General features: G+C 68.6%; 29 protein-coding genes. 13 read left to right on the top strand and 16 right to left on the bottom strand.

The annotated features are described in order from the left end of the window. Positions 1–9 precede the first annotated feature (9 nt). The 4 genes from A5701_RS09545 to A5701_RS09530 form a co-directional block, all read right to left on the bottom strand. The gene (locus tag A5701_RS09545) at positions 10–435 is read right to left on the bottom strand and encodes a hypothetical protein (RefSeq protein WP_067751704.1); all 426 of its coding nucleotides are present in this window, start codon (positions 433–435) and stop codon (positions 10–12) included. Next, positions 432–1,112 (bottom strand): metalloregulator ArsR/SmtB family transcription factor, encoded by a 681-nt coding sequence (locus tag A5701_RS09540; protein WP_067751701.1) that lies wholly within the window; start codon positions 1,110–1,112, stop codon positions 432–434. The genes A5701_RS09545 and A5701_RS09540 overlap by 4 nt, the downstream gene beginning before the upstream one ends. A gap of 7 nt (positions 1,113–1,119) precedes the next feature. Continuing rightward, a complete protein-coding gene (fdxA, locus tag A5701_RS09535) occupies positions 1,120–1,476 on the bottom strand; it encodes a ferredoxin (RefSeq protein ID WP_067751698.1) in 357 nt (118 codons plus the stop codon). 228 nt (positions 1,477–1,704) lie between these two features. Continuing rightward, positions 1,705–2,865, bottom strand: a complete 1,161-nt coding sequence (locus A5701_RS09530; protein WP_067751695.1) for a site-2 protease family protein — start codon at positions 2,863–2,865, stop codon at positions 1,705–1,707. Positions 2,866–3,126: 261 nt separating this feature from the next. Between A5701_RS09530 and A5701_RS09525 the strand changes: the two genes are divergently transcribed. After that, the gene (locus A5701_RS09525) at positions 3,127–3,342 is read left to right on the top strand and encodes a hypothetical protein (RefSeq protein ID WP_197499167.1); all 216 of its coding nucleotides are present in this window, start codon (positions 3,127–3,129) and stop codon (positions 3,340–3,342) included. Between the two features lie 99 nt (positions 3,343–3,441). On the opposite strand, the gene A5701_RS09520 is transcribed toward A5701_RS09525, so the two are convergent. Together A5701_RS09520 and A5701_RS09515 are read right to left on the bottom strand one after the other, a co-directional pair. Further along, positions 3,442–4,836: a wax ester/triacylglycerol synthase family O-acyltransferase gene (locus A5701_RS09520; RefSeq protein WP_067751689.1), complete on the bottom strand. Its 1,395-nt coding sequence runs from the start codon at positions 4,834–4,836 to the stop codon at positions 3,442–3,444. Positions 4,837–4,851: 15 nt separating this feature from the next. Next, positions 4,852–6,111, bottom strand: a complete 1,260-nt coding sequence (locus tag A5701_RS09515) for a S9 family peptidase (RefSeq protein ID WP_067751686.1) — start codon at positions 6,109–6,111, stop codon at positions 4,852–4,854. A 212-nt stretch (positions 6,112–6,323) separates the two neighbouring features. Here A5701_RS09515 and A5701_RS09510 point away from each other — a divergent pair, with 212 nt between their 5' ends. After that, positions 6,324–6,593: a hypothetical protein gene (locus A5701_RS09510; RefSeq protein WP_067751683.1), complete on the top strand. Its 270-nt coding sequence runs from the start codon at positions 6,324–6,326 to the stop codon at positions 6,591–6,593. Positions 6,594–6,616: 23 nt separating this feature from the next. Here A5701_RS09510 and A5701_RS09505 read toward each other — a convergent pair whose 3' ends face one another. Continuing rightward, the gene (locus A5701_RS09505) at positions 6,617–7,600 is read right to left on the bottom strand and encodes a GNAT family N-acetyltransferase (RefSeq protein ID WP_067751680.1); all 984 of its coding nucleotides are present in this window, start codon (positions 7,598–7,600) and stop codon (positions 6,617–6,619) included. Positions 7,601–7,929: 329 nt separating this feature from the next. On the opposite strand from A5701_RS09505, the gene A5701_RS09500 reads away from it, so the two are divergent. Both A5701_RS09500 and A5701_RS09495 read left to right on the top strand, forming a co-directional pair. Further along, positions 7,930–8,193: a hypothetical protein gene (locus A5701_RS09500; RefSeq protein ID WP_067751785.1), complete on the top strand. Its 264-nt coding sequence runs from the start codon at positions 7,930–7,932 to the stop codon at positions 8,191–8,193. 150 nt (positions 8,194–8,343) lie between these two features. Beyond that, complete coding sequence (locus A5701_RS09495) at positions 8,344–10,185, top strand: long-chain fatty acid--CoA ligase (RefSeq protein WP_067751677.1); 1,842 nt, start codon at positions 8,344–8,346, stop codon at positions 10,183–10,185. Between the two features lie 147 nt (positions 10,186–10,332). Here A5701_RS09495 and A5701_RS09490 read toward each other — a convergent pair whose 3' ends face one another. Further along, positions 10,333–11,136: an HPF/RaiA family ribosome-associated protein gene (locus A5701_RS09490; RefSeq protein ID WP_067751674.1), complete on the bottom strand. Its 804-nt coding sequence runs from the start codon at positions 11,134–11,136 to the stop codon at positions 10,333–10,335. 12 nt (positions 11,137–11,148) lie between these two features. After that, on the bottom strand, positions 11,149–11,430 hold the full coding sequence (locus A5701_RS09485) for a DUF1876 domain-containing protein (RefSeq protein WP_067751671.1): 282 nt from the start codon (positions 11,428–11,430) through the stop codon (positions 11,149–11,151). A gap of 216 nt (positions 11,431–11,646) precedes the next feature. Here A5701_RS09485 and A5701_RS09480 point away from each other — a divergent pair, with 216 nt between their 5' ends. After that, the gene (locus A5701_RS09480) at positions 11,647–12,294 is read left to right on the top strand and encodes a TetR/AcrR family transcriptional regulator (RefSeq protein ID WP_067751668.1); all 648 of its coding nucleotides are present in this window, start codon (positions 11,647–11,649) and stop codon (positions 12,292–12,294) included. Here the strand turns inward: A5701_RS09480 and A5701_RS09475 are convergent. From A5701_RS09475 to A5701_RS09455, 5 genes are read right to left on the bottom strand one after another with little or no spacing between them, the layout of a single operon-like run. Next, positions 12,285–13,511: a lyase family protein gene (locus A5701_RS09475; RefSeq protein WP_067751665.1), complete on the bottom strand. Its 1,227-nt coding sequence runs from the start codon at positions 13,509–13,511 to the stop codon at positions 12,285–12,287. The two genes, A5701_RS09480 and A5701_RS09475, sit on opposite strands and share 10 nt — an antisense overlap. Next, on the bottom strand, positions 13,508–14,080 hold the full coding sequence (gene pcaG, locus A5701_RS09470) for a protocatechuate 3,4-dioxygenase subunit alpha (RefSeq protein ID WP_067751662.1): 573 nt from the start codon (positions 14,078–14,080) through the stop codon (positions 13,508–13,510). Before pcaG ends, A5701_RS09475 begins: the two co-directional genes overlap by 4 nt. Next, positions 14,073–14,828: a protocatechuate 3,4-dioxygenase subunit beta gene (gene pcaH, locus A5701_RS09465; RefSeq protein ID WP_067751659.1), complete on the bottom strand. Its 756-nt coding sequence runs from the start codon at positions 14,826–14,828 to the stop codon at positions 14,073–14,075. The genes pcaG and pcaH overlap by 8 nt, the downstream gene beginning before the upstream one ends. 60 nt (positions 14,829–14,888) lie before the next feature. Further along, positions 14,889–15,374: a hemerythrin domain-containing protein gene (locus A5701_RS09460; protein WP_066950130.1), complete on the bottom strand. Its 486-nt coding sequence runs from the start codon at positions 15,372–15,374 to the stop codon at positions 14,889–14,891. Beyond that, positions 15,371–16,342 carry a Rieske 2Fe-2S domain-containing protein gene (locus A5701_RS09455; protein ID WP_067751656.1) on the bottom strand — a complete coding sequence of 324 codons (972 nt, stop codon included), beginning with the start codon at positions 16,340–16,342 and terminating at the stop codon, positions 15,371–15,373. The genes A5701_RS09460 and A5701_RS09455 overlap by 4 nt, the downstream gene beginning before the upstream one ends. 365 nt (positions 16,343–16,707) lie before the next feature. Here A5701_RS09455 and A5701_RS09450 point away from each other — a divergent pair, with 365 nt between their 5' ends. From A5701_RS09450 to A5701_RS09420, 7 genes are read left to right on the top strand one after another with little or no spacing between them, the layout of a single operon-like run. After that, positions 16,708–18,006, top strand: a complete 1,299-nt coding sequence (locus A5701_RS09450) for a Rieske 2Fe-2S domain-containing protein (RefSeq protein ID WP_067751781.1) — start codon at positions 16,708–16,710, stop codon at positions 18,004–18,006. Then, positions 18,003–18,542, top strand: coding sequence for a 3-phenylpropionate/cinnamic acid dioxygenase subunit beta (locus tag A5701_RS09445; protein ID WP_067751652.1), 540 nt, complete (start codon positions 18,003–18,005; stop codon positions 18,540–18,542). Before A5701_RS09450 ends, A5701_RS09445 begins: the two co-directional genes overlap by 4 nt. Then, positions 18,539–18,817, top strand: coding sequence for a dihydrodiol dehydrogenase (locus tag A5701_RS09440; protein ID WP_067751649.1), 279 nt, complete (start codon positions 18,539–18,541; stop codon positions 18,815–18,817). The genes A5701_RS09445 and A5701_RS09440 overlap by 4 nt, the downstream gene beginning before the upstream one ends. Further along, positions 18,801–19,595: a 3-(cis-5,6-dihydroxycyclohexa-1,3-dien-1-yl)propanoate dehydrogenase gene (hcaB, locus tag A5701_RS09435; RefSeq protein WP_067751646.1), complete on the top strand. Its 795-nt coding sequence runs from the start codon at positions 18,801–18,803 to the stop codon at positions 19,593–19,595. Before A5701_RS09440 ends, hcaB begins: the two co-directional genes overlap by 17 nt. Next, entirely contained in the window at positions 19,592–20,314 is a 723-nt protein-coding gene (locus A5701_RS09430) for a class II aldolase/adducin family protein (RefSeq protein ID WP_082954978.1), read from the top strand. The genes hcaB and A5701_RS09430 overlap by 4 nt, the downstream gene beginning before the upstream one ends. A gap of 47 nt (positions 20,315–20,361) precedes the next feature. Further along, positions 20,362–21,522 (top strand): MacS family sensor histidine kinase, encoded by a 1,161-nt coding sequence (gene macS / locus A5701_RS09425; RefSeq protein WP_067751643.1) that lies wholly within the window; start codon positions 20,362–20,364, stop codon positions 21,520–21,522. Then, entirely contained in the window at positions 21,512–22,174 is a 663-nt protein-coding gene (locus tag A5701_RS09420) for a response regulator transcription factor (protein WP_067751640.1), read from the top strand. The genes macS and A5701_RS09420 overlap by 11 nt, the downstream gene beginning before the upstream one ends. A 48-nt stretch (positions 22,175–22,222) precedes the next feature. On the opposite strand, the gene A5701_RS09415 is transcribed toward A5701_RS09420, so the two are convergent. Together A5701_RS09415 and A5701_RS09410 are read right to left on the bottom strand one after the other, a co-directional pair. Beyond that, positions 22,223–23,539: an acyltransferase gene (locus A5701_RS09415; protein ID WP_067751638.1), complete on the bottom strand. Its 1,317-nt coding sequence runs from the start codon at positions 23,537–23,539 to the stop codon at positions 22,223–22,225. 158 nt (positions 23,540–23,697) lie between these two features. Next, positions 23,698–23,991 carry a YiaA/YiaB family inner membrane protein gene (locus tag A5701_RS09410; protein WP_067751635.1) on the bottom strand — a complete coding sequence of 98 codons (294 nt, stop codon included), beginning with the start codon at positions 23,989–23,991 and terminating at the stop codon, positions 23,698–23,700. A gap of 224 nt (positions 23,992–24,215) precedes the next feature. Between A5701_RS09410 and A5701_RS09405 the strand changes: the two genes are divergently transcribed. After that, on the top strand, positions 24,216–24,989 hold the full coding sequence (locus A5701_RS09405) for a polysaccharide deacetylase family protein (protein ID WP_082950112.1): 774 nt from the start codon (positions 24,216–24,218) through the stop codon (positions 24,987–24,989). Positions 24,990–24,994 lie beyond the last annotated feature (5 nt).

The raw sequence follows: 24,994 nt of genomic DNA, 5'->3' as shown, positions 1-24,994 counted from the left end.
CGGACGCGATCACCCCGTCAGTAGCAGTATCCCCGCCGCGACAAGCGCGGCCACCTTGACCACCTCGAAGCCGACGTAGCCGTAGTGGGCCCGCGAGCGCGGCCCTTCGGACCCGGCGAGCACGCTGTCGGAGCGGCGCGTCAAACGGGGGCGCACGGCGATCAGCTGCAGGGCAAGCGCTCCCACCGCGACGAAAGCCGCCGCGGCGACACCCGCCGGCGTCGGGCCCGCGACCACGATCGCCGACAGCACAAGCGCGAAACAGACCTCGACGGTATTGAGGGCACGAAACACCAGCCGCCCGATGCCGAGCCCGACCTGCAACGTCACATTCGGTGCGCGGAACTTCAGCGGGGCCTCCAGGAACGAGATCGCCAGCACCATGCCGAGCCACACGAAGGTCACCGCGACGGCCACCGCGTGGCCGGTGCTCACTTGGCGGCCTTCTGCGGCTTCAGGTGCGCCAGGCAGAGATCGGGCTCGACGAACGCCTCGAGCCGGTCGACCGAGACGGGCGCGCCCCAGGTCTCCATGGCGCCCTGCATGAGGCCGAGGTGCACCGGACAGACGACGGTCGTCCGGTTCTCGGCCAGTTCCAGGAACGGGCAGTGCCGCAGCCCGACCTGTTGCTCCCCGTCGGCCGCCCGGCGCTCGGGCGCGAAGCCGAGTTCGTCGAGCATGTTGACCAGGTGGTCGATCGCGTCGTCGGCGCTGGGGGGATTCATCGGAACCGACTGCAGGCTGGCATCGAGCTTTCTCCCCCAGGCCCGCCCCGCGGCCACCGCCTTGGCGCCGGCGTCGGGCTCACCGGCGAACGCCGTGGCAAGCACCTCGGCGAGCAGGCGATAGTGCCGCGTCCCGCCGCGGTCCATCTGGCGGACCGCACGGAACATCAACGGTGGGCGGCCCGGCCCCTTGCGGTCCAGCTCGACGTGCTCGACCTGCCCGTCGCCGACCAGGCTGTCCAGGTGGAATCGGACGGTATTGGGGTGCACGCCCAGCACGTCGGCGATCGCGGCGATGCTCATGGGGTCGGGCGACGTCCGCAGCACCCGCAGCACCTCGCGGCGGCGGCTGGCGGACTCCCCGACCGACGTGCGCGGCACATTCACGGGTCCCTCACGCTCCTTCCGCTTGGTCGGCCCTCGGGTGAGCGGCCACCAAAGGCGTGTCTACACCGAGCGGACCCAACTTGGCCGCCCCACCCGGTGACCCGAGGGGGGCGTCTCGCCCCGGCAGCGTTTCGGTGAAGAACGCTTCATTGTCGGCCAGGTGCGGTTTGAGCTCGCCAGGCAGGTCGTCTTCGTAGTAAATGGCGTCTACGGGGCACACCGGCTCGCACGCTCCGCAATCCACGCATTCGTCGGGATGAATGTAGAGCGCCCGGCCACCTTCGTAGATACAGTCAACGGGGCACTCGTCCACACAGGCGCGGTCCAACACATCGATGCACGGGTTTCCGATCACGTACGTCATGCCCGACAGTTTACACAATAGTACTTGTAAAAACGAGGCAATTGGGAGCACCGGCCGGGGTTCATTTGGAAGACCCTGTGCGACAGGCTTTCTGATGGTCAAGCCGCCGACCGTCGCTCGGCTTCCCGCGGCGGACCGCGGCGGCGACCCGGTGGCGCGCATCTGGCCGCGGGCCCGGCCCGGCGAAGGCCACCGGCGCCCATAAACCCCGATGTCGAGCGCCTTCGTTTAAATGCTCTGAGCCGAAGCGGGTTTCGCGCCTTCCGGGTGGGCGAGCCGGTAGACCTCGATGAGCCGGGCCACATCGGTCGGTGTCACGATGCCGACGACCTGGCCGGCGTCGAAAACCAGGGCGCGGCTGCGCGGGCCGGCGGGGGCCATCCGCTCCAGCAGGGTGGTCAGCGGCTCCTGCGGTGCGCCGGAGGGCACCTCCTGCAGCGGCTGCGCGATCTCCGCCACGGTGGCGGTGGCGCGCCGCTCGGGTGCGACATCACGCAACTGCCGCAAGGTGATCAGACCCGAAATGGTCCCGCTCTGGTCGACGACGGGGTATGCGGAGTGCCGGTCGCCGAGCACATAGCGCTGGACGAAATCGTCGACGGTGATCCACCCGGGAGCGGTGTGCGGGCGGGCGGTCATCGCGTCGGCGACGCGCACTCCGGCAAACATCTGCTGGGTCGCAATCCGCGTCTCCTCTTCGCGGCTGGCGGCGAAGATGAACCAGCCGATGAACGCGAGCCAGACCCCACCCACCACACCGCCGAGCAGAAATTCGGCCAGCCCCAGCCCGATCAGGATGAAGGCGACCACCCGCCCGGCGTGGGCGGCGCCGATGCTTGCGCGGACGCTGTCGCCGTGGCGGCGCCAGAGGACGGCCCGCAAAACCCGGCCACCGTCCAACGGTGCGCCGGGCAGCAGATTGAACAGGCCCAGCAGCAGGTTGATGCCGGCCAACCAGGAGGCGACGCCGACCGCGATCGGCGCGGCGCCCACCTCCGGCAGGACAGCGACCAGGCCGCCGAAGACGGCGGCCAGCGCGAGGCTGGTGGCCGGCCCGGCGATCGCGATCCGGAACGCCGCCGTCGGCGTCTTCGCCTCACCGCCAAGGGTGGTGACTCCGCCGAACAGCCAGAGCGTCACGCTGCCCACGGGGACCCCCGCGCGGCGGGCGACGACGGCATGCGCGAGCTCGTGCGCCACCAGCGACGCCAACAGCACCAGCGCGCCGCACGCCCCGGCGACCCAGTAGGCGACGGGCGAATACCCTTTGACGCTGCCGGGCAGCATGCTGGCCAGGCTCCAGGTGAACAACCACAGGATCACCAGCACGCTCCAGTGGACCTTCACCGGGAAGCCGGCGATCCGCCCGATTGGGATCGCGTCGCGCACCTCGAACCTCCAAAGTCGTTGAGGGAAGCGGCCCGACTGCCGCCTCGTGTCCGAAAGTAGTGCGACGCGACTGTTACCACTAGGGCCGTTGGACCCCGGCGAACGCCGATCAAGCCGCCGGACGGCGGGGGCGGTGATGACTTTGGGCCCGATCCGCAATCTCCGCGTGACGGACTACCGGCGCCGTGTCACGTAATTTGGCATGCGGTTCCGGCTGAACAAAGGAGCATCGCGGGTATGGGTGGTATCCCACCGTTGTTGTTGACGGACTCTGACGTGGACGCCCTGGCTTGCGAGTTCCTTCAGTCGCGGTATCTCGGCCCGATCTACGCCGACTGGTCCCCCGATCGACGCCTCGACACGTTCCTGCGCCGCCGCGGCCTGTCTCGCGTAGCCGATGACGGCGACCTGTCCAACACCGTCTTGGAGCGCATCCTGGGCCAGGTCGGTCGGGCCCCCCGGCTGGCGCGCCATTAAACTTGCGGCGCAAGCAAATCGGGACGATTCGGACCACATCGACGCTCCGCCGATTCCCGCCACGACGGTCACACCGTTGCTCCCGCTCACGCCCCGCGGTCAGCCCACAGCGAGAGCGTCCTCCAGCTCGGCCAGGCACTCCTCGGTCAGCGGGATGAAGTTCTCGATGTCGGGTACCACGTCACGACCCGCGGCGTAGCCGAATCCGACCCGGTCGGCGTACAAGCACGTCGTGATGTTGAGTGCGTGACCGTCGTAGACCGTCGACACCGGATACATCTCCTCGATTCGCGCGCCGTTCCAATACATTTCGGCCGCCGGTCCGCGGACATGTGAGATCGGCAGATTGTATCCGGTGCGGATTTTCGGCGTGAACGGGAGCAGCGGACCGATCGCCGTCGCGGCGATGCTCCCCGCGTTGGTGAGAAGTGACGCCGCCGCGCCGCGCTTGCCCACCCAGCGCTTGCCCTCGGACATCGATCGATGGATCGCATCCAGCCGGGCCAGCGGGTCGTCCAGGTTGGTGCCCAACGGGCACATCCAAAGACCAAACTTGTTGCCATGCTGGTCATCTGCCGAATCGTGCTCGTGATCGCGCACCGTGATCGGGCAGGCAGCCACCAGTGGCCGATCGGGCAGTTCCCCGTGATCGCCCAACCACCGCCGCACCACCCCGGCCGCCATCGCGGTCAGCACGTCGTTGCCGGTCACGCCGGCCGCCTGACGCACGGCGTGGATGCGCTCCTTGGCCCAACTGCCCGCGGCGACCGCGCGTTCGGGGCCGGGTCGCCCGTTGAACCGCGTGTAGGGCGCCCCGAGCGGCAACGCGGTGGTGTGCCCCACCAGCGCGTCGAGCACGGTGGCGATCTCGCCGGTGGCCACCTTGCCGATCAGCCCCGCACCCGACGCCGCGGCGCCCGTCAGCGACCGCAGCGGCGCGACCAGGCGGGACACCAGCCCGCCGGACGACGGGGGCGCGGGCTCGGGACGGCAGTCGGCGTAAAACGGTGGCATCGAGCGGCGGCTGGGATCAGCGCTCAGCGCGTCGGTGATCATCTGGAAACCCGCCACCCCGTCGGTCACGGTGTGGTGCACCTTGATGTAGAAGGCGAAGCGGCCGTCGTCGAGGCCGTCGATCAGATAGGACATCCACATCGGCCGGGTCCAGTCCAGCCGCAGGGCGTCCAGTTCCCCGATCAGCCGCCAGAATCCGTCACCGGACACCGTGCGACGCTGGCAATGTTGGCTCACGTCAACGGGATCCATGTGTCGCCACACCCACATGCCGCCGGTGTCCACACCGCGGTGCGGGTACTTGCGCAGCCTGGGATCGATCGGATCGTTGCCCGCGAGCGTCCTCCGATGCAGGTCGTCGACGTAGTCGGGCCCGGCGTCGTCGGGCGGCGACAGGATCAGCACGGCACCGACGTGCATCGGGCTGGACACCCACTCCGCGGTCATCATCGCCGCGTCCAGCGGATCCAGCGGATTCATCTCGGCCTCCGCGACTTAAGCGGGGCGGTCGCGCTCGGTCATGGGCCCATTCAGCAGGCCCGACTGTTGCAGCGCCGCCTCGACGAACCGCTGTACCGGTCGCGCGCGGAAGAATCCGGTGTGACCGCCGCGGTACCAGACGATTTCGGGTTTGCCCCAGTGCTCCCAGAGGCGGACCACCTGCTCGCGCGGGTGCACCACCTGGTCGGCGACACCGGCGTAGATGAAACGCCCCGGCTTTCCGACCAGCGGTGCGAGCGACAGCGGCGACGTCATCCGCCCGATGGGCTCCGCGAGTTCGAAGGTCTGACGCCGGGGATCGTCGGGGCCCAGCCCGGAGTGCCGGCTCAGCAAGCCGACCAGGTCGGCGACCGGGACACCGAGGATCGCGCAGGTCAGACCCGCCTCGAGGCTGGCTACCAACGCGGTGATGTAGCCGCCGAGCGACAGCCCGTTCAAGCCGATCTGGGATTCCGGCTCTTGCCGGCGTATCCAGGACAGCAACCGCCGGATGTCCCACACCGCCTGCGCCGTCGCGTGCACGTCGTCGAAGATGTCCTCCCCCGGAAACACCGCCCCCTTCGGCAGGCCCCGGGCCCGAGGCCCGTGCATCGGCAGGACCGGCATGACGACGTTCAGCCCGAGTTCGGCGTGTAACCGCCAGGCCCGGAACAGCGCGAGATCCAATGCGGCCCTGCCCATTTCCGTGCCGTGTATACAGACCAGCCACGGCCGCGGTTGCGGATGGCGGAGCAACAGGGCGTACTCGCGGTTGTTCGCGGTGTAGCTCATCCACCGATCCGCGCCGGGCTCCCCCGGCCGCGGCCGGTACCCGCTGTCGAAAGACATGCGGTAGAAGGATCGCCTGCCCTTCTTGACCTCGCGCACCGTGAGGTCCGAAAGCGGCGGGGGTGCACCGAAGAATCTCTTCGGATGGTCGAGCCATCCGCGCTCGCCGTAGAACGTCAGCCCGGCGACGACCTCGTCCGTGATGCGCGCGAACTCCTCGGGGCGGCTGACCGGGCGTCGCGCCTTGAGGCCCATCAGGACGACTTCGTCGCGAAACGCCTGCGCCGCCAGGGCCAGGGTGGGCCGCGCGATCGGAAGCTCGTCGGGCGCTTGGCCGAGGTAGTCGCGCCACGACTCGGCCAGGTAGCGACCGGTGCTCGTGAACGGCTTGACGGCGCTGCTCAAGCCGACGCCGGCGGGTGGGCTCAACGGCAACGCGCCCCCCGAGCGTCGGGAAACGCCGTCGTCGTCGGTCGGTACGGCCATGGTGGCAAACTAGCAGGCGCTGAAATCGGCGGGTTAGGGACTTACGGCCCGGTCGCCCCCGCGAAAGTCCTTGCCCGACAGGCCGACGTTGCGGAACCGGCCCGGGCCCTATGACCAGGCGCGAAGGGTCTTTCGTCACTCGCGCCGCTCGCCGGGCGGTCGTAACGTCGGAGCCGCCACAAGCACCTCAGACGCTCCCTAGGAGTCCGATCATGACCGAGGCACCGCAAAAGACCGAACCGCGCTGGGCCGAACTGTCCGATGACGTGCTGGAATCCGTCGAAACCGGGCGCAAGCAAGCCATCGATGCGGTCCGCAAATTCGTCGACCAGATCAGCCCCGTGCTCCCCGAGCAGTCGCGCCGCAAGACCGTCGTCGACGCCGCCCTGGACCTTGCCGACGAGTTGGTCACCGCCCGCATGGAGTTCTTCCGCAGCGTGGTCCGCAGCGCCGGCCACGCCGTGAGCAAGCACGGCGAGTAGACAACCCGCCCAGGCAGGCCGCCCTAGTCGAACGCGTGGATCACCTGGCGGGCCACTTGCCGGATCTGTTGATACACAACGCGATCGAGGGGTAGATCCCGATATCGCGGGATCTCCCCCGTCGTGGTGACCACGCCCGGCTCCTCGTGCGCCCAATGCGCGTTCACCTTGTCCCCCAACGCGCGCGCGGGCGGATTGTCGGACAGCACGCGGGCGTGGAAGCGCTTGATGCCGTCGACGCGCGCCGCGACCGCGAGTGCGCCGAGGAGCAGCGTGCCTATCCCCCGACCCTGGTAGCCGTCCGCCACGGTGAGCGCGACCTCCGCCGAGGCGGGGTCGTCCTGATCCCGGACGAAGCGGGCGTCCGCCACGACCGGGCCTGCGGCGCCGTCGGTGACCACCCAAACGAAGTGGTCGACGTAGTCGACCTCGAAGAGATAGGTCAGGCGCGCATCGGTGGGAGCGCCGCCCTGGTACCGCCGGTACAGCGTCTCCCGGGAGAACGAGCCGCTGCTCTTGAACCGCTCGGCGTCGCCGGGCAGCACCGGACGCAGCGAGAGCACCGCGCCGTCCTTGATCGTCACCGGGATCGGGACGACGTATGCGGCCAGCCGCTGCCGCGCGGTGCGCAGCATGCGGTCGGCGATGACCGGCATCGCCAGCATGCGGTCGAAGGCGGCGCCGTATCCGATGTACCCGCGCACGTCCTGGACCGCCGTCACCGTTGCGGTCCTGGTGGCGTGCCGCAGCAACGCGATCTCCCCGACGATCGTCGCGGACGACAGCTCGGTGAGCGTGACACGGCCCTTTGATCCGACGTGCCGCACCCCGATGCGGCCGGACGCGATGATCGCGAAAGACTCCGCCCGTTCCCCCTGCCGCATCAGGACCTCGCCGGCTACCGCGTGCAGGGGCTCGAGAAGGTGGGCCAACGCCTTGAGGTCCTCGGCCGGGATATCGGCGAACACGGGCAGCGCCGCGAGTTCTTCGGCGCGGACAGCCCTCACATCGGTCCACCTGTCAGCTCGGATCTCCCGCCCGAATCACACCCCGATTGCGAATCCATTGCTAAAGTGGTCATCTCGCCAATTTCGTAATTTTGCGGTCCCGGAACGGGTAACGTGGCGATGCGTCCTCCCCGATGTACGGTACGCGAGCCGCACCGCCATCGCCGGAGAAGGAAGTAGGTGACCGCTGTGACAAAAGACCCTGTCGGACTGGGACTTCGGCAGATCGGAACCGAGACCAAAGCCTTTCGGTGAACGTGCTCTTGGCCTCTACGGCCGGGCCCTCGAGGCTGGTCGGATGGATCGAGAAGGCGAACGGGGAGGGGAACATGAATACAGCGAAGTGGCGGCAGCATTGGCCACAGCGCCGGCCGGCGGCCCGTATCTATCAGCTGACCGATCGCCTCCACGAGGGACATGTTGCCCGAGTGCCCGCCCACCAGATACCCGCCACCGTGTCCGCTTGGTTGGAGGAGCTCGGTGCGCACAGCCCGCTGGTTGACGACCTCGAGCGCGCGGTTCGAGGGGAAGACTGGTCCGCGGCGCACGCCCTCGGTGAGTGCCTGTCCATCGAGATCGCCCTGGCCGACTGACCGGTCGGATCGGATGTAGCGCGGCGGGGACGTTTGCCGCCCCCCACGTGACTTTCGTCACTACCGCATAGCCGCCACGCTCCGCAGGATCGACGTTATACCGGTGCACCACGTCATCGGTATCCGTTCCGGCAGCAATGGATTCGCGCTATGAATGCACCACTGGCCTCGATGGAGAGGCCCGACTTCCGCAAGATCGAGAACCGCGCACCGTCGGTGGCACAGATGTTTGTCAACCGCGTCGCGGCGACCCCCGACGCGGAGGCCTTCCGCTATCCGCAGGACCACACCTGGGCCAGCGTGACCTGGCAGCAGGTCGGCGAGCGGGTCAACAACCTGGCCGCCGGCCTGATCGCGTTGGGAATCGCACCGGAGGACCGGGTCGCGCTCGCCTCCGCGACGCGCTACGAGTGGGTCCTCGCCGACTTCGCGATCATGTGTGCGGGCGCCGCGACCACCACCGTCTACCCCACGACGAACGCCACAGATGTCGCCTACATCGTCGCCAATTCCGGGAGCCGGGTGGTGGTCGCCGAGAACCAGAGCCAGCTCGACAAGCTGATCGAGCATCGGGCCGAACTGCCCGACGTCCGCAAGGTCGTCATGATCGACGGCAACGGCGACGGCGACTGGGTGATCTCCCTCGCCGACCTCGACCTGTTGGGCAAGCAACTGCTCGCGGACACGCCCGATGCCGTCAACGACAGGATCGCGGCCGTCGGTCCCGACCACCTGGCGAGCCTCATCTACACCTCCGGCACCACAGGTCGGCCCAAGGGCGTGCGACTGACGCACGGGGCATGGACGTACACCGCCGCGGCCATCGATTCGCTGGGCATCCTCGGCCCCGACGACCTGAACTTCCTGTGGCTGCCGCTGGCGCACGCGTTCGGCAAGGTGATGCTGGCGTTGCCTCTGCAGATCGGCTTCCCGACGGCCATCGACGGCCGCGTGGAGCGAATCATCGACAACCTCGCGGCCCTGCGGCCGACCATCATGGGCGCGGCGCCGCGCATCTTCGAGAAGGCGCACGCCCGCATCCAGGACATGGCAGCCGAGCGCGGCAGGCTCCGGAAGATGATCTTCGACTGGGCGATCGGGGTCGGCAAAAGGGTGTCGGAGGCGCGACAGTCCGGGAAGAAGCCGTCGCTGGCGTCGTCGCTGGCGTACAGGCTCGCCGACCGGCTGGTGTTCACCACCATCCGCGAACGGTTCGGTGGGCGCTTGCGGTTCTTCGTTTCCGCGGCCGCCGCGCTGGACCGCGACGTCGCGCAGTGGTTCGACGCCGTCGGCATCATCGTGCTGGAGGGCTACGGGCTGACCGAGACCGCTGCCGCATCATTCATCAACCGCCCCAACGCGTATCGGTTCGGGACGGTCGGCTGGCCGTTCCCCGCCACCGATGTGAAGATCGCCGACGACGGCGAGATCCTGCTCAGGGGTCCGGGTCTGATGACCGCCTACCACGACCTACCGGACGCCACCGCCGAGGCGCTCGACGGGGACGGGTGGTTCCACACCGGCGACATCGGCGAATTGGATGACGACGGATTCCTGCGGATCACCGACCGCAAGAAGGACATGTTCAAGACCTCGCAAGGCAAATACGTCGCGCCGTCCGCGATCGACGCGCGCTTCAAGGGCTGCTGCCCGTACGTGAGCGAGATCGTGGTCTACGGCGAGGGCAAGCCGTACTGTGTCGCGCTGGTCAGTCTCGACAGCGAGGCGATCACCGACTGGGCCAACAAGAACGGCCTGGCGGGCAAGTCTTTCGCCGACATCGCGCGCGACGACAAGACGCAGCAGCTGATCGCCGGCTACATCGACGCGTTGAACACCGAACTCAATCGCTGGGAACAGATCAAGAAGTTCACGATCGCCGATCGCGAATTCACCGTCGAATCCGGCGATCTGACGCCGAGCATGAAGCTGAAGCGCAAAGTGGTCATCGACAAATTCGCCGACCGTCTGCAGGCTCTCTACGAATCCTGACGCCCCAATACCGGCCTGTTCGCCTTAATACCGGCCTGTTCGCCTTAATACCGGCCTGTTCGCCTTGCGGTAGAGCGAAGTTTGGGGCGGCGGTCCCGGACGGGGGGATGCCGGGACCGCCGCGGATTCAGTTGGTCTCTTGGTGTTTCACGTCGCCGGTGTGATGAGCCCGTAGTGTCCGTCGTAGCGGTGATACAGCACGTTGCCACGGTCGCGGGCGGTGTCAACGAAGAACAGGAACGGCAGGCCGAGCAACCCCATCCGCTCGATGGCCTGATCGATATCCAGGCGCGGGGCCGGCTGGGGGCTGATGGTCAGCGGCAACCGGAACGGCGCCAAATCGTCCACGGTCACCGGATTGATCTGTGCCAGGCGGTATTCGGCCGGACCCTCGCGGTATAGCACGCTGTCCTGCCGCGTGGCCTTCTCCGTGAACAGGTGGAAGTCGTAGTCGAGCTGCTCCATCTCCAGCGCGGCCTCCTCCACCGTGCAGGCGGGCAGGCTGTAGGACTTGTGCCGCATGATTCGGCGTTCGCTGTCCGGCCGCGGGAAGTACTTCGGTCGGTGCGTCGGCTCGGTCTCGTGCCGCCATTCGTGCGAGCCGCCCCGTGGCATGCCACCGCGCTTGGCTTCCCAGTGTTCGGCGGCGCGCTCGAGCTGGCGGCGCAGCCGCGCCTCGAGTCGGTCGATCGCTTCCCGCGCGGTGACGCCTTCGACCTGCGCGCGCACCGGCCGGCCGTTGACATCGAGGTTGGCCTGCGCGATCACCCGGCGGGCCACCGCGGGGTCACCGTGCTCGCTCAACTTGACGTGGGCGTACAGCACCGGTTCGTGGGTCAGGTGGCCGAGCTCGCCGATCTTCGTCCGCGCGTACTCGTCGGCCCCGGGCAGCTGGCCGCGCGTCGTCACCTGGACGTCGAGGGCAGCCGGGAGATCGGGTCGTTGTCTCATGGTGTCTCCCGGTCAGTGATGCAGGCCCGTGACGGGCTCGTGCGTGCTGGCTTGGATGTCGGTCGATGTCGCGGCGAACAGCTGGTTCGCCAGGTCGGAGAGCGCGCGGGCGATCGCGAGCTCGTCGCCGATCGTGGCCACGGGCTCGTCGGCCGGGTCGAGTCGCGCCAGGCCGACGCCGACCAGCGTTTTGCCTTGCCAGGACAGTCGCGCCTTGGCCCGGGTCTTCTCGTCGCGCTCTTCGACCAGCACGTCGATGCGGCACGCCTTGGTGGCGTCGTCGTTCTTCGTCATCACCCGATGCGACCATTGCGCGCCGGGGCGGCAGTAGGGGCGGAAGTCCCGAATCGCGGGGCAGTTCGTCGGCCCGGCCTTGGGCCCCCCACGGCGATGAAAGGGCCAGCAAATGCGCGGACGCCCGCGAAGAAAACGTCGAACTTAATCGACATTATTGCTGGGCTTAATCAACAGTTTCGTTCGCGTATATCGGGGTGCCCAACAGTAGCGGGCGTGTCCAACCTCCCGACACAGACCAAGTACCTGCATGCCTCGCGGGGCCGCCGGTCGTCGCCGCACTCAGGTGACGACCGCGAACAGGCGATACTGGCCACCGCGGAGCGGCTGCTACAGGAACGTCCGCTCGCCGATTTCTCCGTGGACGACCTAGCAAAAGGCGCCGGGATTTCGCGTCCCACCTTCTACTTCTATTTCCGATCGAAGAACGCGGTGTTGCTGTCGCTGCTGGACCAGATGAACGGCAAGGCGCAGGCGGCCCTCCGGTCGCTCGGGGGAATCTCGTCCGGCGATCCCGCGGAGCTGTGGCGGGCGCGCATCGAGGCGTTCTTCGAGGTATCGGGCTCTCACCCGGCGGTCGCCGTGGCGGGCGCCTCGGCGAAGGCCACCAACCCCGAGGTCCGGCAGTTGTGGTCCACGCTCATGCAGAGGTGGATCTCGCTGACCACGGCCGCCATCAAGGCCGAGCGCGGCCGGGGCGCCGCCCCCGACACCGTCCCGGCCGAGCAGCTCTCGCTCGCCCTCAACATGTTGAGTGAGCGGGTGATGGCCGCGACGTTCACCGCCGAGGACGAGGCGATGCCCGAGGACCGGGCGGTCGACACGCTGCTGCACATCTGGCTGGCCAGCATCTATCAGCGCTGACCGAGCGCCCGCCGGGCCCGGTCCAGGCTCTCGTCGATCAGCCGGTCCACGGCGCCGAAATAAGCGGGCGACGGTGGTTTCCCCGCCAGTTCGGCGATCGCCTCTTGCTCCCCGAAAACGTCTGCGTGGTCGAGGTTTTCGGACATCCGGTCGGCGTGCACGGCCAGTCCGGCCAGCAACTCGCCGCATTGGGAGCCGGCGGCGACGGCCCGCCGGGCCAACGTGCGCAGCGTGTCCCATTCGGCGTGCCAGGCGCCGTCCGGTCGCTCGTCGTTGGCCAGCGCCGCCGCGGTGTGCAGGGTCGACGCCAGCGGCGGTGCGGACAGGGCGGTCCGTCGGATCAGGATGGACAGCACGGGATTTCGCTTGTGCGGCATCGACGAGGAGCCCCCGCGGTTCTCGCCGCCGGATTCGGTCAGTTCGCCGATTTCTGGGCGGGCCAGGGTGACGACGTCCGAGGCGATCCGCCCCCAGGAGTCGGTGCAGCCGACGAAGGCATCGGCGGCCGCGGTGACCGGCGCCCGCGCCGTGTGCCACGGCATTCGGATGGCCAATCCCAAAGCCGTTGCGGTGCTGCGCGCCAGGCTTGCGGACACCGCGGCGGGGTCGGCGGAGCCGGTGAGCAGCGCTGCCAGCTCGGTGCTGGCGGCCAATGTGCCTGCGGCCCCGCCGATCTGGATGGGGATGACCAATGTGGACAGCGCCTCGAAGGCATCGACGACGCCGTTCAGCCAGCCGGCCGCCTTCGCCCCGAACGTGGTGGGCGCCGCGTGCTGGGTCAGGGTGCGCGCGACCATGGGCGTCAAGCGGTGCAGGGTGGCGAGTTCGGACAGCGTCGAGACCTGACCTCTGAGCTGTGCGGCGAGCTCCCCCACGGCCTCGCGCACGCCGAGCATCAGGGCGGTGTCCAGGACGTCCTGGCTGGTGAGACCGCGATGGATCCACGGCGCGACTTTCGGCGCGGCACGCTGCCGCAGCAGGCCGACGAGCCCGATGACGGGGTTGCCGCCGTCCTCGGCGGCAACCGCCACGGATTCGCAATCGTTGGCGGTCAACAGCATTGGCAGGTCCGCCCCCGCGCACTCGGGCGGGGCCAGGCGTTCGGCGACGAGGGCGTCCAGCCAGGCGGCTTCCACCGCGGCCATCGATTCCAGCAGGGCCCGATCCGTCATGTGGTCTCGGGCGCGGTGGTCGCCGGGCCACAACAGGTTGGTCATCGCCCACCGTCTCGGTACGCCAGGAAGACGGTCTCGAGCGGACCCTGCAGGTGGATGTCGAAACGGTAATCCCGGCAATCGCTTTCGGGGACGCACAGCAGGGTGGCGCGACGATCGGCACCCAGACCCGCCAGCAGCGGGTCGGCGCAGAGGTCGCCGTCGGGCAGGTAGGCGCGGGTGAACAATCGGTCCAGCAGTCCGCGCGCGAACACGGTGAGGGCGAAGAACGGCGGCCGCCCGGGGGCGGTGGGACCGGGCGCCACCGTGGTGAAGGCATACCGGCCGCCGGCGTCGGTCGCGCACCGGCCCCAGCCCGTGAACGCGCCATGGTCGTCATGCCGGCGGCGCAGCGAACCGGCCTGCCGCGGGACGCGCCCGGCGCCGTCGGGCTGCCACAGCTCGACCAGGGCGTCGGGCACGCCGTCGCCTGCGCCGTCGTACACCGCGCCGTGCAGCCGGACAGCGTGCGCGTGCCGGTCGCCGACCAGCGCGCCGCCACCGGGATAGGGCAACCCGAGGTCCAGGAAGGGGCCCACCGTCTGCCCTGGGGTGCAAGCACATTCAGTCATGGCGGCCCTCGACGGGCGTGCGGCCGCCGCCCGTCAGCACGATGTCCCACCGATATCCGGTGGCATATTCCGGCTCGGTGAGGTCGTGGTCGTAGCGGGCGATCAGCCGTCGGCGCGCGGCGGGGTCGAGGACCGACTGGAAGATCGGGTCCAGGTCGAACAGCGGGTCGCCCGGGAAGTACATCTGGGTGACCAGGCGCTGGCCGAACGCGGTCCCGAACACCGAGAAGTGGATGTGTGCGGGGCGCCAGGCGTTGTGGTGATTGCGCCACGGATACGGGCCCGGCTTGACGGTCAGGAAGCGGTAGGAGCCGTCCGGGCCGGTCAGGCACCGGCCCGCGCCGGTGAAGTTGGGGTCGAGCGGGGCCGGATGCTGGTCGCGCTGATGACGGTAGCGGCCGCCGGCGTTGGCCTGCCAGATCTCGATCAGCTGGCCGGCCGCCGGTCTGCCGGACCCGTCGACCACACGCCCGGCCACGATGACGCGTTCGCCCAGGGGCTCGCCAGGATGCCCGGCCGTCAGGTCGGCGTCGACCGCGTCGACGTCCTGGTGGCCGAAGCATGGCGCCCATAGTTCGACCCCATCGGGATCGACCGGCACCAGGGCTTGTTTGGGATGCCGCAGTGCGGTGCCGCGGTACGGCGGGTAGTCGAGGCGGGGCTGAGCTTCCGGCCCGCGGTATTCGGCTGCGATGGCGGCGATCTCGGCCGTAATGTCAGCCTGAGACGCGAGACACTCGGGCTTCATGAGCCGTGACGCTACTCTCCATGGCCCCGCACACCGCGGAAATCGGCGGCGGCGCCGGAGTCAGAGTGAGCGCACCAGCGCCGCCCGCCCCTTGGTGCGCATCTTGTAGAGCGCGGACCCGCGGTATTGCTCCATTTTCGCGGCCATCTTGTTGCCCAACTCCTCGAGCTCGGCGTCGGTGATCTTGACCTCGGGAGGTGCCGGGATCATGTCGCGCTCCTCCTCGTCGGCGTGGGCCTCCAGCACCGTCTTGAAAGAGTTCCATTCGTCCTCGTAGCCCGGCGCGCTCTGCGGCGTTCTCAGCAGCACCGAGAGCTGGTCGACCACTTGACGGTGCTCGGCGTGGGCGACGGCGATCAGCTTGGTGGCGTCCTTGAGGGCCGGGTAGTACAGGTCGTCCTCGATGCGGAAGTGGATGTCGAGCTCGATCAGCATGTCGTCGAAAAGGGCATGCCGCTCTTCGCTGTTCACCGGGGCCTCGCTGACCTTGCGGCCGAGGCCCTTGATGACGATGTGGTGTTCTTTCAGCACGTCGTAGGCGTTCACTGCGGTCTCCCTTCTCCGCTTCCCACCGCGGCACCGAGCCCGGGCCCGGGTTCGCCGCGAACTTCGACCATTCCGTTGACCAACCTCGCCTCATAGCACGGCAGCGGGGCCGCCGCCGGTCCACGCAGAACGTCGCCCGATTCGGCCGCGAACCATGAACCGTGCCAAGGACATACGAGCCGGCCACGGTCGATCCAGCCGTCGGCCATGGGGGCCGCCAGGTGCGGACACAACTCGCCGAACGCCGCAACCTCCCCGGGCCTGGTCTGGCACACCACCAGGCCCACCCCATCGACCTCGACCCGCACCGGCTTTCCGTTCAGCGAGCTCGCCGGCAGCACCGGCGTCCATTCCGCTTTGCGCAGCCGCGCGCCCGACTGGTCGATCCCGATGCCGGACTCGAACACCAGCGCCCCGCCGAGGTAGCTGCCGGCGACGGTGATGCCGTAACCCAATGCGGTGAGGGCGATCCCGCGGCCGTGCCGACCCCGCCGGCGATCCCACCACGACCGCGCATACAGCCCGGTGGCCACCAAGTTCACCACGCCGTGCACGGCACCGACCCGGCGATCGGATTCGTGGGTGTGCTGCCAATCGGTGACACCGGTGACGGCCGACCCGATGCTGGCCAGGATCCCCAACCCGAGCGCGCGGGACGCGAACCTCGACGCGTCGCGGACTTCCGTGGCGGGCCGGCCCGGAAGCAGGCTCAGGGCGTCCAGCGCGACGGTGGTACCCAGCGCGCCGCTCGTCAGCGACGCCAGCGGCGGGTGAACCGGGTGGCCGAGCCATACCCCGTGGAGCGCATTGGTGACGCTGTCGCGGGCGCCGCCCAGGCCGTTGAAGGCGAAGCTCAGCAGGTGTTCGAACCGATAGCTCGGGCGATCCAGCCACTCTTGACGCCCGATGGCCGCCACCACGCGCGATCCGAGTTTCTGCAATCGACCGTCCAGTGACCGATCAGCCATTGCACCAGCCCTTCCTCAGATGCGTCGCCAAATTAAGGCAACGCACGCAAAATCCAACCGTTTACCCGTTGATTACCGCACGCTCACATGCGCGGTGGAGCTGACGTGACCACGGTAGCCCGGGCGTCCGGCGACGTGATTGTTCGCCGCCTGTGAGTTACCAGAAAGCATTCTGGTAAACGCCTGGCCGCGGATCGCGCCCGCTAATCGGGCGATTGACCGACGGCGGGTCGATGCGGGATTCTTGAGAGCGGAACATTTCTCTGTCTATCAGATAATCGAAGCGTCGGCCGGGGGTTACCGTGACAGTCCATCGCGACGCCTGCGCCGGCCTCGAGACCGTGTTCGCCGGCGTCCGCAAGGGGATGATTCCGGCCCACATCTACAACGACGCCGATCTGTTCGCGCTGGAGAAGGAGGGGCTGTTTTCACGGGCGTGGACGTTCGTGGCGCACGAGTCCGAGATCCCGCAGGACGGCGACTACGTGGTGCGCCGGGTCCTCGACGATTCCTTCATCATCACCCGCGACTCCTCCGGCGATGTGCGCGCCCTATTCAATATGTGCCTGCATCGCGGCATGCAGGTGTGTCGCGCGGAGATGGGCAACGCCTCCAACTTCCGCTGCCCGTACCACGGCTGGACCTACCGCAACGACGGCAAGCTCACCGGTCTGCCGTTCCACCGGGAGGCGTACGGCGGCGAGGACGGGTTCGCCCGAAGCTCCCAGACCCTGCTCCCCGCACCGAACTTCGCGAGTTACAACGGCCTGCTGTTCATCAACTTGGACCCAGGGGCCGAACCGCTCGAGGACTTCCTCGGCGACTTCAAGTTCTATCTGGACTTCTACACCAAGCAGAGCGCCGGCGGCGTGGAAGTGCGGGGGCCGCAGCGCTGGCGCATCAAGGCGAACTGGAAGATCGGCGCCGAGAATTTCGCCGGCGACATGTACCACACGCCGCACACCCACGCCTCGATCGTGGACATCGGCCTGTTCCGCGAGCCGAAAGCGCAGAAGCGCAAGGACGGCGCGACCTACTGGGCGCACCGGGGCGGCGGCACCACCTACAAACTTCCGCCGGGCGGCTTCGAGGAGCGGATGCGCTACGTCGGCTATCCCGACGACATGATCGGCCGAATCAAAGGCGTGTGGACGCCGCGACAGCAGCGACTGGTCGGCGAGGACGGGTTCATGATCTCGGCCGCCACCTGTTTCCCGAACCTGAGCTTCGTGCACAACTGGCCCAAGGTGCGCGACGGCCACGACGACGAAACGCTGCCGTTCATTTCGATCCGGCTGTGGCAGCCGGTCAGCGAGCACGAAACCGAGGTGTGTTCGTGGTTCGCGGTGGACTCGGCGGCTCCCCCTCAGTACAAACAGGATTCGTACAAGGCCTATCTGATGTGCTTCGGTTCGACCGGCATGTTCGAGCAGGACGACGTGGAAAATTGGGTGTCGCTGACCACCACGGCCGGCGGTTCGATGGCCCGTCGGCTGTTGCTGAACAGCCGGATGGGCCTTTTGTCCGACGGCAGCCCCGTCGTCGAACCGCTGGCCGCCGACGCGTTCCACGGGCCGGGCCGCGCGCAGGTCGGCTACAACGAATACAACCAGCGCGCGCTGCTCAACATGTGGGCCGACTACCTGCAGGGAAACGGCTCGTGAGAAAGCCATTGCCGTTCAACGATGTTCGGCACTTGCAGGCGCACCAGTTCCTGGTGGAGGAGGCCTACCTGCTGGACGCCCAGCAGTACGAGGCGTGGCTCGAGACGCTGACCGACGACGTCCGCTACGTGATGCCCGTGCGGGTGACCACCGCGCGCGGCGCGGGGTTCGACGCAGCACCGGCACGGGGGCCCGGCATGGCGCATTTCGACGAGGACAAATACTCGCTGAGTCAGCGGGTCGCGCGGATGGGCACCGAGCATGCCTGGGCCGAGGATCCGCCGTCGCGGCTACGTCATTTCATCACCAACGTGCGCACGTTCGAGGCCGACGACCCGGCGCATCTGGTGGTCGAATCGGCCGAGCTGCTGTTCCGCAGCCGGGGCGACGTGAACGAAAGCGCCTTGTTGTCGTGCGGCCGCCAGGACCTGCTGCGCTGGTGCGGCGGTCCCGAAAGGACACTGAAGCTGGCCCGGCGCAATATCATCGCCGACGAGTCGGTGTTACGGATGCAGAATCTGGCGGTGTTCCTGTGAATGACGAACTGCAGCGGCTGCTGGACGGGGCGGTCGGCGAACCCCTTGTCGTGGCAAACGAATTCACCGAGGTGGTGGTGCGCCGGGTCGACACCCGAAACGGCTCGCGGTTGCTGATCAGCGCGCCGCGGTCCGGGCAATGGATCACCCTGGACGCCCTCGAGGTCGAGGCCCTGACTTGGCAGAACGGCCGCACCCTGGCCGCGATGGTGGGCAATTCCCACGCGCCGCTGCTGCCCGATGAGGCCGGGGAGGGCGATGACCGGCTGGCTTGAGGGTAAGCGCGCCCTGGTCGTCGGCGCCGGATCGGGCATCGGCCGGGCGGTGATCGACGCATTTCTCGCCGAGGGCGCGAAAGTTGCCGCGCTGGAACGTGATCAGCGCAAGTGCGCGGCCCTGAGCCGGCAGTTGCCCGGCGTTCCGGTCGTCGAGGGCGACGCGATCACTCGCGACGCCAACGAACGAGCGGTCGACGCCGCCGTGGACGCCTACGGCGGTCTGGACACGCTGGTCAACTGCGTCGGAATCTTCGACTTTTACCGGGGCATCGCCGACATCGACGCCGATGCCCTTCCCGACGCGTTCGACGAGACGTTCCACACCAACGTGCTGAGCCACCTGCAGTCCGTCAAGGCCGCCCTCCCCCGGTTGCGGGCCGGGGCGGGACCCTCGATCGTCCTGACCGAGTCCGCGTCGTCGTTCTACCCCGGGCGCGGCGGTGCCCTGTACGTGTCGTCGAAGTTCGCCGTCCGCGGCTTGGTGGCCGCCCTGGCTCATGAGCTGGCGCCGCGGATCCGGGTCAACGGGGTGGCGCCGGGCGGCACGCTCGGCACCGATCTGCGCGGGCTCGCCAGCCTGGGACTGGACGGCGTCCGCCTCGACGACACCCCGGACCGGGCGCAGGAGTTGGCCGCGCGCACGCCGCTGAACGTCGCCCTGTCCGGCGAGGACCACGCGTGGAGCTTCGTGTTCCTGGCCTCCGACCGCGCCCGCGGCATCACCGGCGAAACCGTCCGCCCCGACGGCGGATTCGGGCTGGGCGCACCGCATTGACCCCCCTCGACGAGCAACGCGCGCTGGTGGCACAGGGCTGCCGGGTGGCCGCCGCCCGCGGCCTGGTCGACGGCATCCTCGGCCACCTGAGCCTGCGAGTGGACGACGAGCGGCTGCTCATCCGCTGTCGAAGCGACGCCGACACCGGGGTGGCGTTCACCCGGCCCAGCGACATTCGGCTGATCACCTTCGACGGCGGCGCCGGCGCCGAAGGTGAACTCGGCGGCTATCGCGTGCCCAACGAGCTGCCGATCCACGTGGAGACCATGCTGGCCGATCCGGGGCACCGCGCCGTCGCGCATCTGCACCCACCCGCAGTCGTCGCCGCCGACCTGGCCGGCATCGCGATCCGCCCGATCTACGGGGCATTCGACATTCCCGGCGCGTGGCTCGCGCGCGGCGGCGTGCCCGTCTACGAGCGCGCCGTGCTGATCCGCACCCCGGCGCTGGGCAAGGAGATGGTGGCCGCCATGCGCGGCCGGCCGGTCGTGATCTGCCGCGGACACGGGATCACCAGCGCCGCCGCCACGGTGCAGGAGGCGGTGCTGCAGGCGATCAGCCTCGACGCGCTGGCCCGAATGTCGTTGCGGGTGAGAGCCGCCGGCGGCGCCCTGCGCGATATCGACGACGCGGACTGGGACGACCTGCCGGACCTGGGGTCGTCTTTCACCGCGGAGGCCGCCTGGCGTCATGAAGTGGCTCGATTACCGGCCTGCTGAGGTTAACGACGCGCCGATCTTCCCGACCGTCATCGGGCCCCACATTTATGCTGGCCACGATGGCGAAAAACAGCCTTGATCCCACCACGCCGTTATGGCGTGCGGCGCAGGTGTTCCGGCTGCTGAGCTGCGTCTACGCGACCGGGTTCCAAATCGCCATCAACCCGGATCTGCGCCGCCCCGCGCTGGGCTGGGTGCTGTTCGCGGTGCTCATCGGCTGGAGCGCGGCCTGCGCGGTGGCTTACCTGCGCGGCTTCGGCCGCCGACCGGCATGGGTGCTCGCCGAGATCGTGATCGTCGTGCTGCTCATGTCGTCGAATCCCCTCGTGACCGACCCACACTGGGCGGCTGACAATCAGACCTGGCCGACGACGCTGTGGGCCAGCAACCCCACCATCTCGGCGGCCATCCAGTTCGGCCCCGCCGGCGGCATGCTCACGGGCCTGGTGGTGATGGCCACCAATTTCACGGTCAAGAATTATTTCGCCCTCAACCTGGGGCATAACGCGACCGCCATCATCGAGCTTGCGATCGGCATGGCGATCGGCATGGCCGCCCAAACCGCGCGCCGCGCCCACGATGAGCTTCAACGGGCGGCCCGGTTGACGGCCGCGGTGCAAGAACGGGAACGCCTGTCCCGCCAGGTCCATGACGGAGCCATCCAGGTGCTGGCGCTGGTGGCCAAGAGGGGCCACGAAATCGGTGGCGCCACAGCAGAACTCGCCGACCTGGCCAGCGAGCAGGAACGCGCACTGCGGCGATGGCTGGCCAGCACGGACGCCGACCACGACACCGACGGGGCCACCGTCGACCTGCGCACCCTGCTGCGGTGCAGGGAATCCGACCGAGTGTCCCTCAGCCTGCCCCCGGCACCGGTGCCCCTGGGCCGCCGGGTGGGCACCGAGCTCGACGCCGCGGTGGGCAACGCTTTGGACAACGTGGGCGCGCACGCCGGACCCGGCGCCCACGCCTTCGTGCTCGTCGAAGACCTCGGCGATTCCGTCCTCGTGAGCATCCGCGACGACGGCGTCGGAATCGCCGCCGGCCGGCTCGAGGAGGCGGTCAGGCAGGGCCGCCTGGGCATCTCCCAGTCGATCGTCGGGCGGCTGGCTTCGCTGGGCGGCAGCGCCCACCTGCGCAGCGAACCCGGCGAAGGCGCCGAGTGGGAATTGTGCGTGCCGCGCGGAGAGGCGTTCCATGACCGATGAGACCCCCACGACGGTGATGGTCGTTGACGACCATCCCATCTGGCGCGACGCGGTCGCCCGCGACCTGGCCGACGACGGGTTCACCGTGGTCGCCACCGCCGACAGCGTCGCCGCGGCGCGGCGCCGCGCGGCCGTGGTCAAGCCCGACGTGGTGGTGATGGATATGCAACTGCCCGACGGCGACGGGGCGCAGGCGACCGCGGCAGTGCTCGCGGTCTCCCCCTCGTCTCGGGTACTGGTGCTCTCGGCGTCCGACGAGCGCGACGACGTGTTGGAAGCCGTCAAAGCCGGCGCGATCGGCTATCTGGTCAAGAGCGCATCCAAATCCGAACTGGCGCAAGCCGTGACGGCCACGGCCGAGGGCCGCGCCGTGTTCACCCCGAGCCTGGCCGGGTTGGTGCTGGGCGAATACCGGCGCATGGCACAGAGCAAGGACGACGGTCCCGCCCGGCCGAGCCTCACCGAACGCGAAACCGAGGTGCTGCGCTACGTGGCAAAGGGCTTGTCCGCCAAACAGATCGCTCAGAAGCTGTCACTGAGCCACCGCACCGTGGAGAATCACGTGCAGGCGACCTTTCGCAAACTTCAGGTCGCCAATCGGGTGGAGTTGGCGCGCTACGCCATCGAGCACGGCCTCGACGAGGAGCCGTGACCCGCGGCGCAGCCGACCGACCGCGCCGCGGGTCGTGGAATCATCGAGCTACCTGCGCGCCGCGGTGAGGCGCTTCGCCGGTGCGGTGGCCAGCACGCGGGCGCCGACCAACGCGGTGACCATCACCGCCATGCACACCAGGCCGTCGTCCTTGAGTCCCCACCTGATGGCGGCCAGGATCGCCACGCCCGCAACACACAACAGGCTGCCGACGGCCGCTCCCCGACCGGGCCCCGTCACCGTCGGGGCGCCGTCCCAGCCCGGCAGCGGGTTGTTCTCCAGCGGGCGCAACGCGACGAAAAGCACGGCCATGGCGCCGATCACGATGAGCAGTTGCGCGAGGCTGACGGCGAGGAAGTCCCGCGCGCCCGGGTACCGGGGGCAGCCGAGGTAGTCGAAGACCAGGTGCGCGCCCAGCAGCACGGGCATGTGCCACAAGTACAGGGTCATGGCCCCGGAGTTACCGATCGCCGTCCACCACCACACCCGAGGCCGCCAGGCCCAGCGCGCGATCGCCGGCGCGGCGGCGATCGCCAACGCGCTCAGGACGATTGCGTGGCCGGCCAGCAGCAGCGAGGGCGGGCTGGTGTTGGACAGGCGGTGATCACCGGTGCCGACCATGCTGATCTGATACGGACCCCAGGCCACCAGTGCGACGTCGACGGCGAACGCGGTCGCCGCGACGGCCAGTGCGGCACGCCCGGTGAGCAGCCGGCGACGGTAGGCGATGCCGAACATGGCGGGGATGAGCCAGACGGCCAGGTTGAGGTAACCCAGGGGCATCATGGCCGGCCAGTGCAGCCTGATGGCGTCGATCACCGCGATGGTCCCATAGACGCAGGCCACAGCGGCGGCGAGACGCCCCGCGGTGGTGATGCGGTACAGCACCGGCATGGCGGCCAGCACCAGCACGTAGGCCCCCAAGAACCACAGCAGCTGCGTGCTGACACCGGCCACCGGCTCGTAAATGTGTTGCGGCAGAGCTCGATACAGCACCGTCAGCACCACAACCCAAAACGCCAGGTAGTAGAACACCGGCCGGAACAGTCTGGTGCAGCGTTTCATCAGCCAGTCACCCCAGTTCGTGCCGGCGGACCACGACGACAGGCAGGCCGCGGCGCCGGCGAAGAAGAACAGCGGCATGATCTGCAGGAGCCAGGTCGCAGCCTGGAACACCGCCGAGGTGGTCAGCAGGTTGTCCCAGATCAACACGTGGTTTTTGATGATGCTGATGGCCATCACGGTGTGGCCGAGCACCACACCGATCAGCGACGTGATGCGGATGACGTCCAGGACGCGGTCGCGGTCGGCGGGAGTGGCCGCCGCCACCTCGGCGACGCCGGGGAATCTCGTGAGAGTTGCCATGGGATGTTATCGGACCTTTCGGGAAAGCTGTTGCGGGATAACGTGATTAGGCGATACGACTTAGGTGAAGTGCTGTCTCGGATGCCATGGACCAAGCATTGCCGGTCGGGCGGGCCCGCGCCCGCGCAGTTCTACGCGTCGGGCCTGAGTAGTACTACTCAGTTCGCGGCGGCGTTGAGCGGGTCGTAGTCGGCCAGCAGTCTCTCGATGCGCGCTTCGTCAAGGCGCACCCGCACCGTCGCGGCCTCCTGCTGGTCGCGAATCACCTTGGCCAGGGTGAACGCGCTCGACACCAAGAACAGGAAGGTGATGCCGAGGAAGCCTCGCTGCCACGCGTCGAGCGGAAGCAGGTAGATCCCGCCCAGCGCGGTCACGAAGCTGATCGCGAACGCGGCGGCGGCCTGAACGAAAAACGCGGCGGTGGTCTTGGACATGCTGTTGGGAACGGTCATGCCAAACAGCCTGCGGCAGAGCGCTGCCCGCCGGATCCGTAAGACTACTCAAGTTTGTGGTTGCCGGTTGACTGAGCTTGCGTCACAGGTTCGTATCGGTCGGCGGACACTCGCCTTACCTGGCCGGACCCAACTACCTGTGCACCTAGTCTGTCCCGCGAGCTGACCCGAATTTCGCGGTGCCCGAAAGGCGCCGACGGCCGAGGAGTATGGACGTGGCCGAACTGGACCGGCGCCGGTTCCTGGCCGCGCTGGCCGCGACGGTGGCCGTCGCCGCCGGCGGGCCTGACGAGTGCGTGGCGCTGGGTGATGTTGCCGGACCCGCGCCGTTGTCGCCCCCGCCGGACCCTCGATCGCGCGTCGCGCTACCCGGTGGCGGTGTGCTGAACAGGCTTCCGGGCAACGGCAACCTCCTGGCCTGGACGGTCGACGACGGCGCCGACACCGACGTGGTGCGGCTGTACACGCAATTCGCCCGGGACACCGGGGTGCGGCTCACGTATTTCGTTACCGGCGCCTACCACTCGTGGACCGACAACGCGGGCCTGCTTCGACCCCTGGTCGACTCCGGGCAGATCCAGCTGGCCAATCACACGTGGACACATCCCGACCTGACTCGGCTCTCGAAGGCCCAAATCGCCGACGAACTCGCTCGCACCGACGCGTTCCTGCGGAACACGTACGGCGTTGACGCCACCCCGTACTTCCGGCCCCCGTACGGCCATCACGACGCCGCGGTCGCCGCCGTGGCCGCCGGGCTGGGCTATGAGGTGACCACCTTGTGGTCCGGCGACTTACGGGATTCCGCGCTGGTTTCCGAGGACCAGATCGTCCGGATGGCCTACCAGTCGTTCCTCCCGCAGAACATCGTGATCGGCCACCTCAACCATCCACCGGCCACCCATGTGTACGGGCAGCTCGTCGATATCATCCGAGCCCGCGGGCTGCGCACGGTGACGCTCGACGATGTGTTCCTGCGACCGGGGCACCGGCGGTAACCGGA

Origin of the sequence: Mycobacterium sp. E3305 (assembly GCF_001666785.1) — a bacterium.
GTDB lineage: Bacteria > Actinomycetota > Actinomycetes > Mycobacteriales > Mycobacteriaceae > Mycobacterium.
Note: the sequence above shows the minus strand (reverse complement) of the source record. Positions and strands in the feature narration are given on the sequence as shown.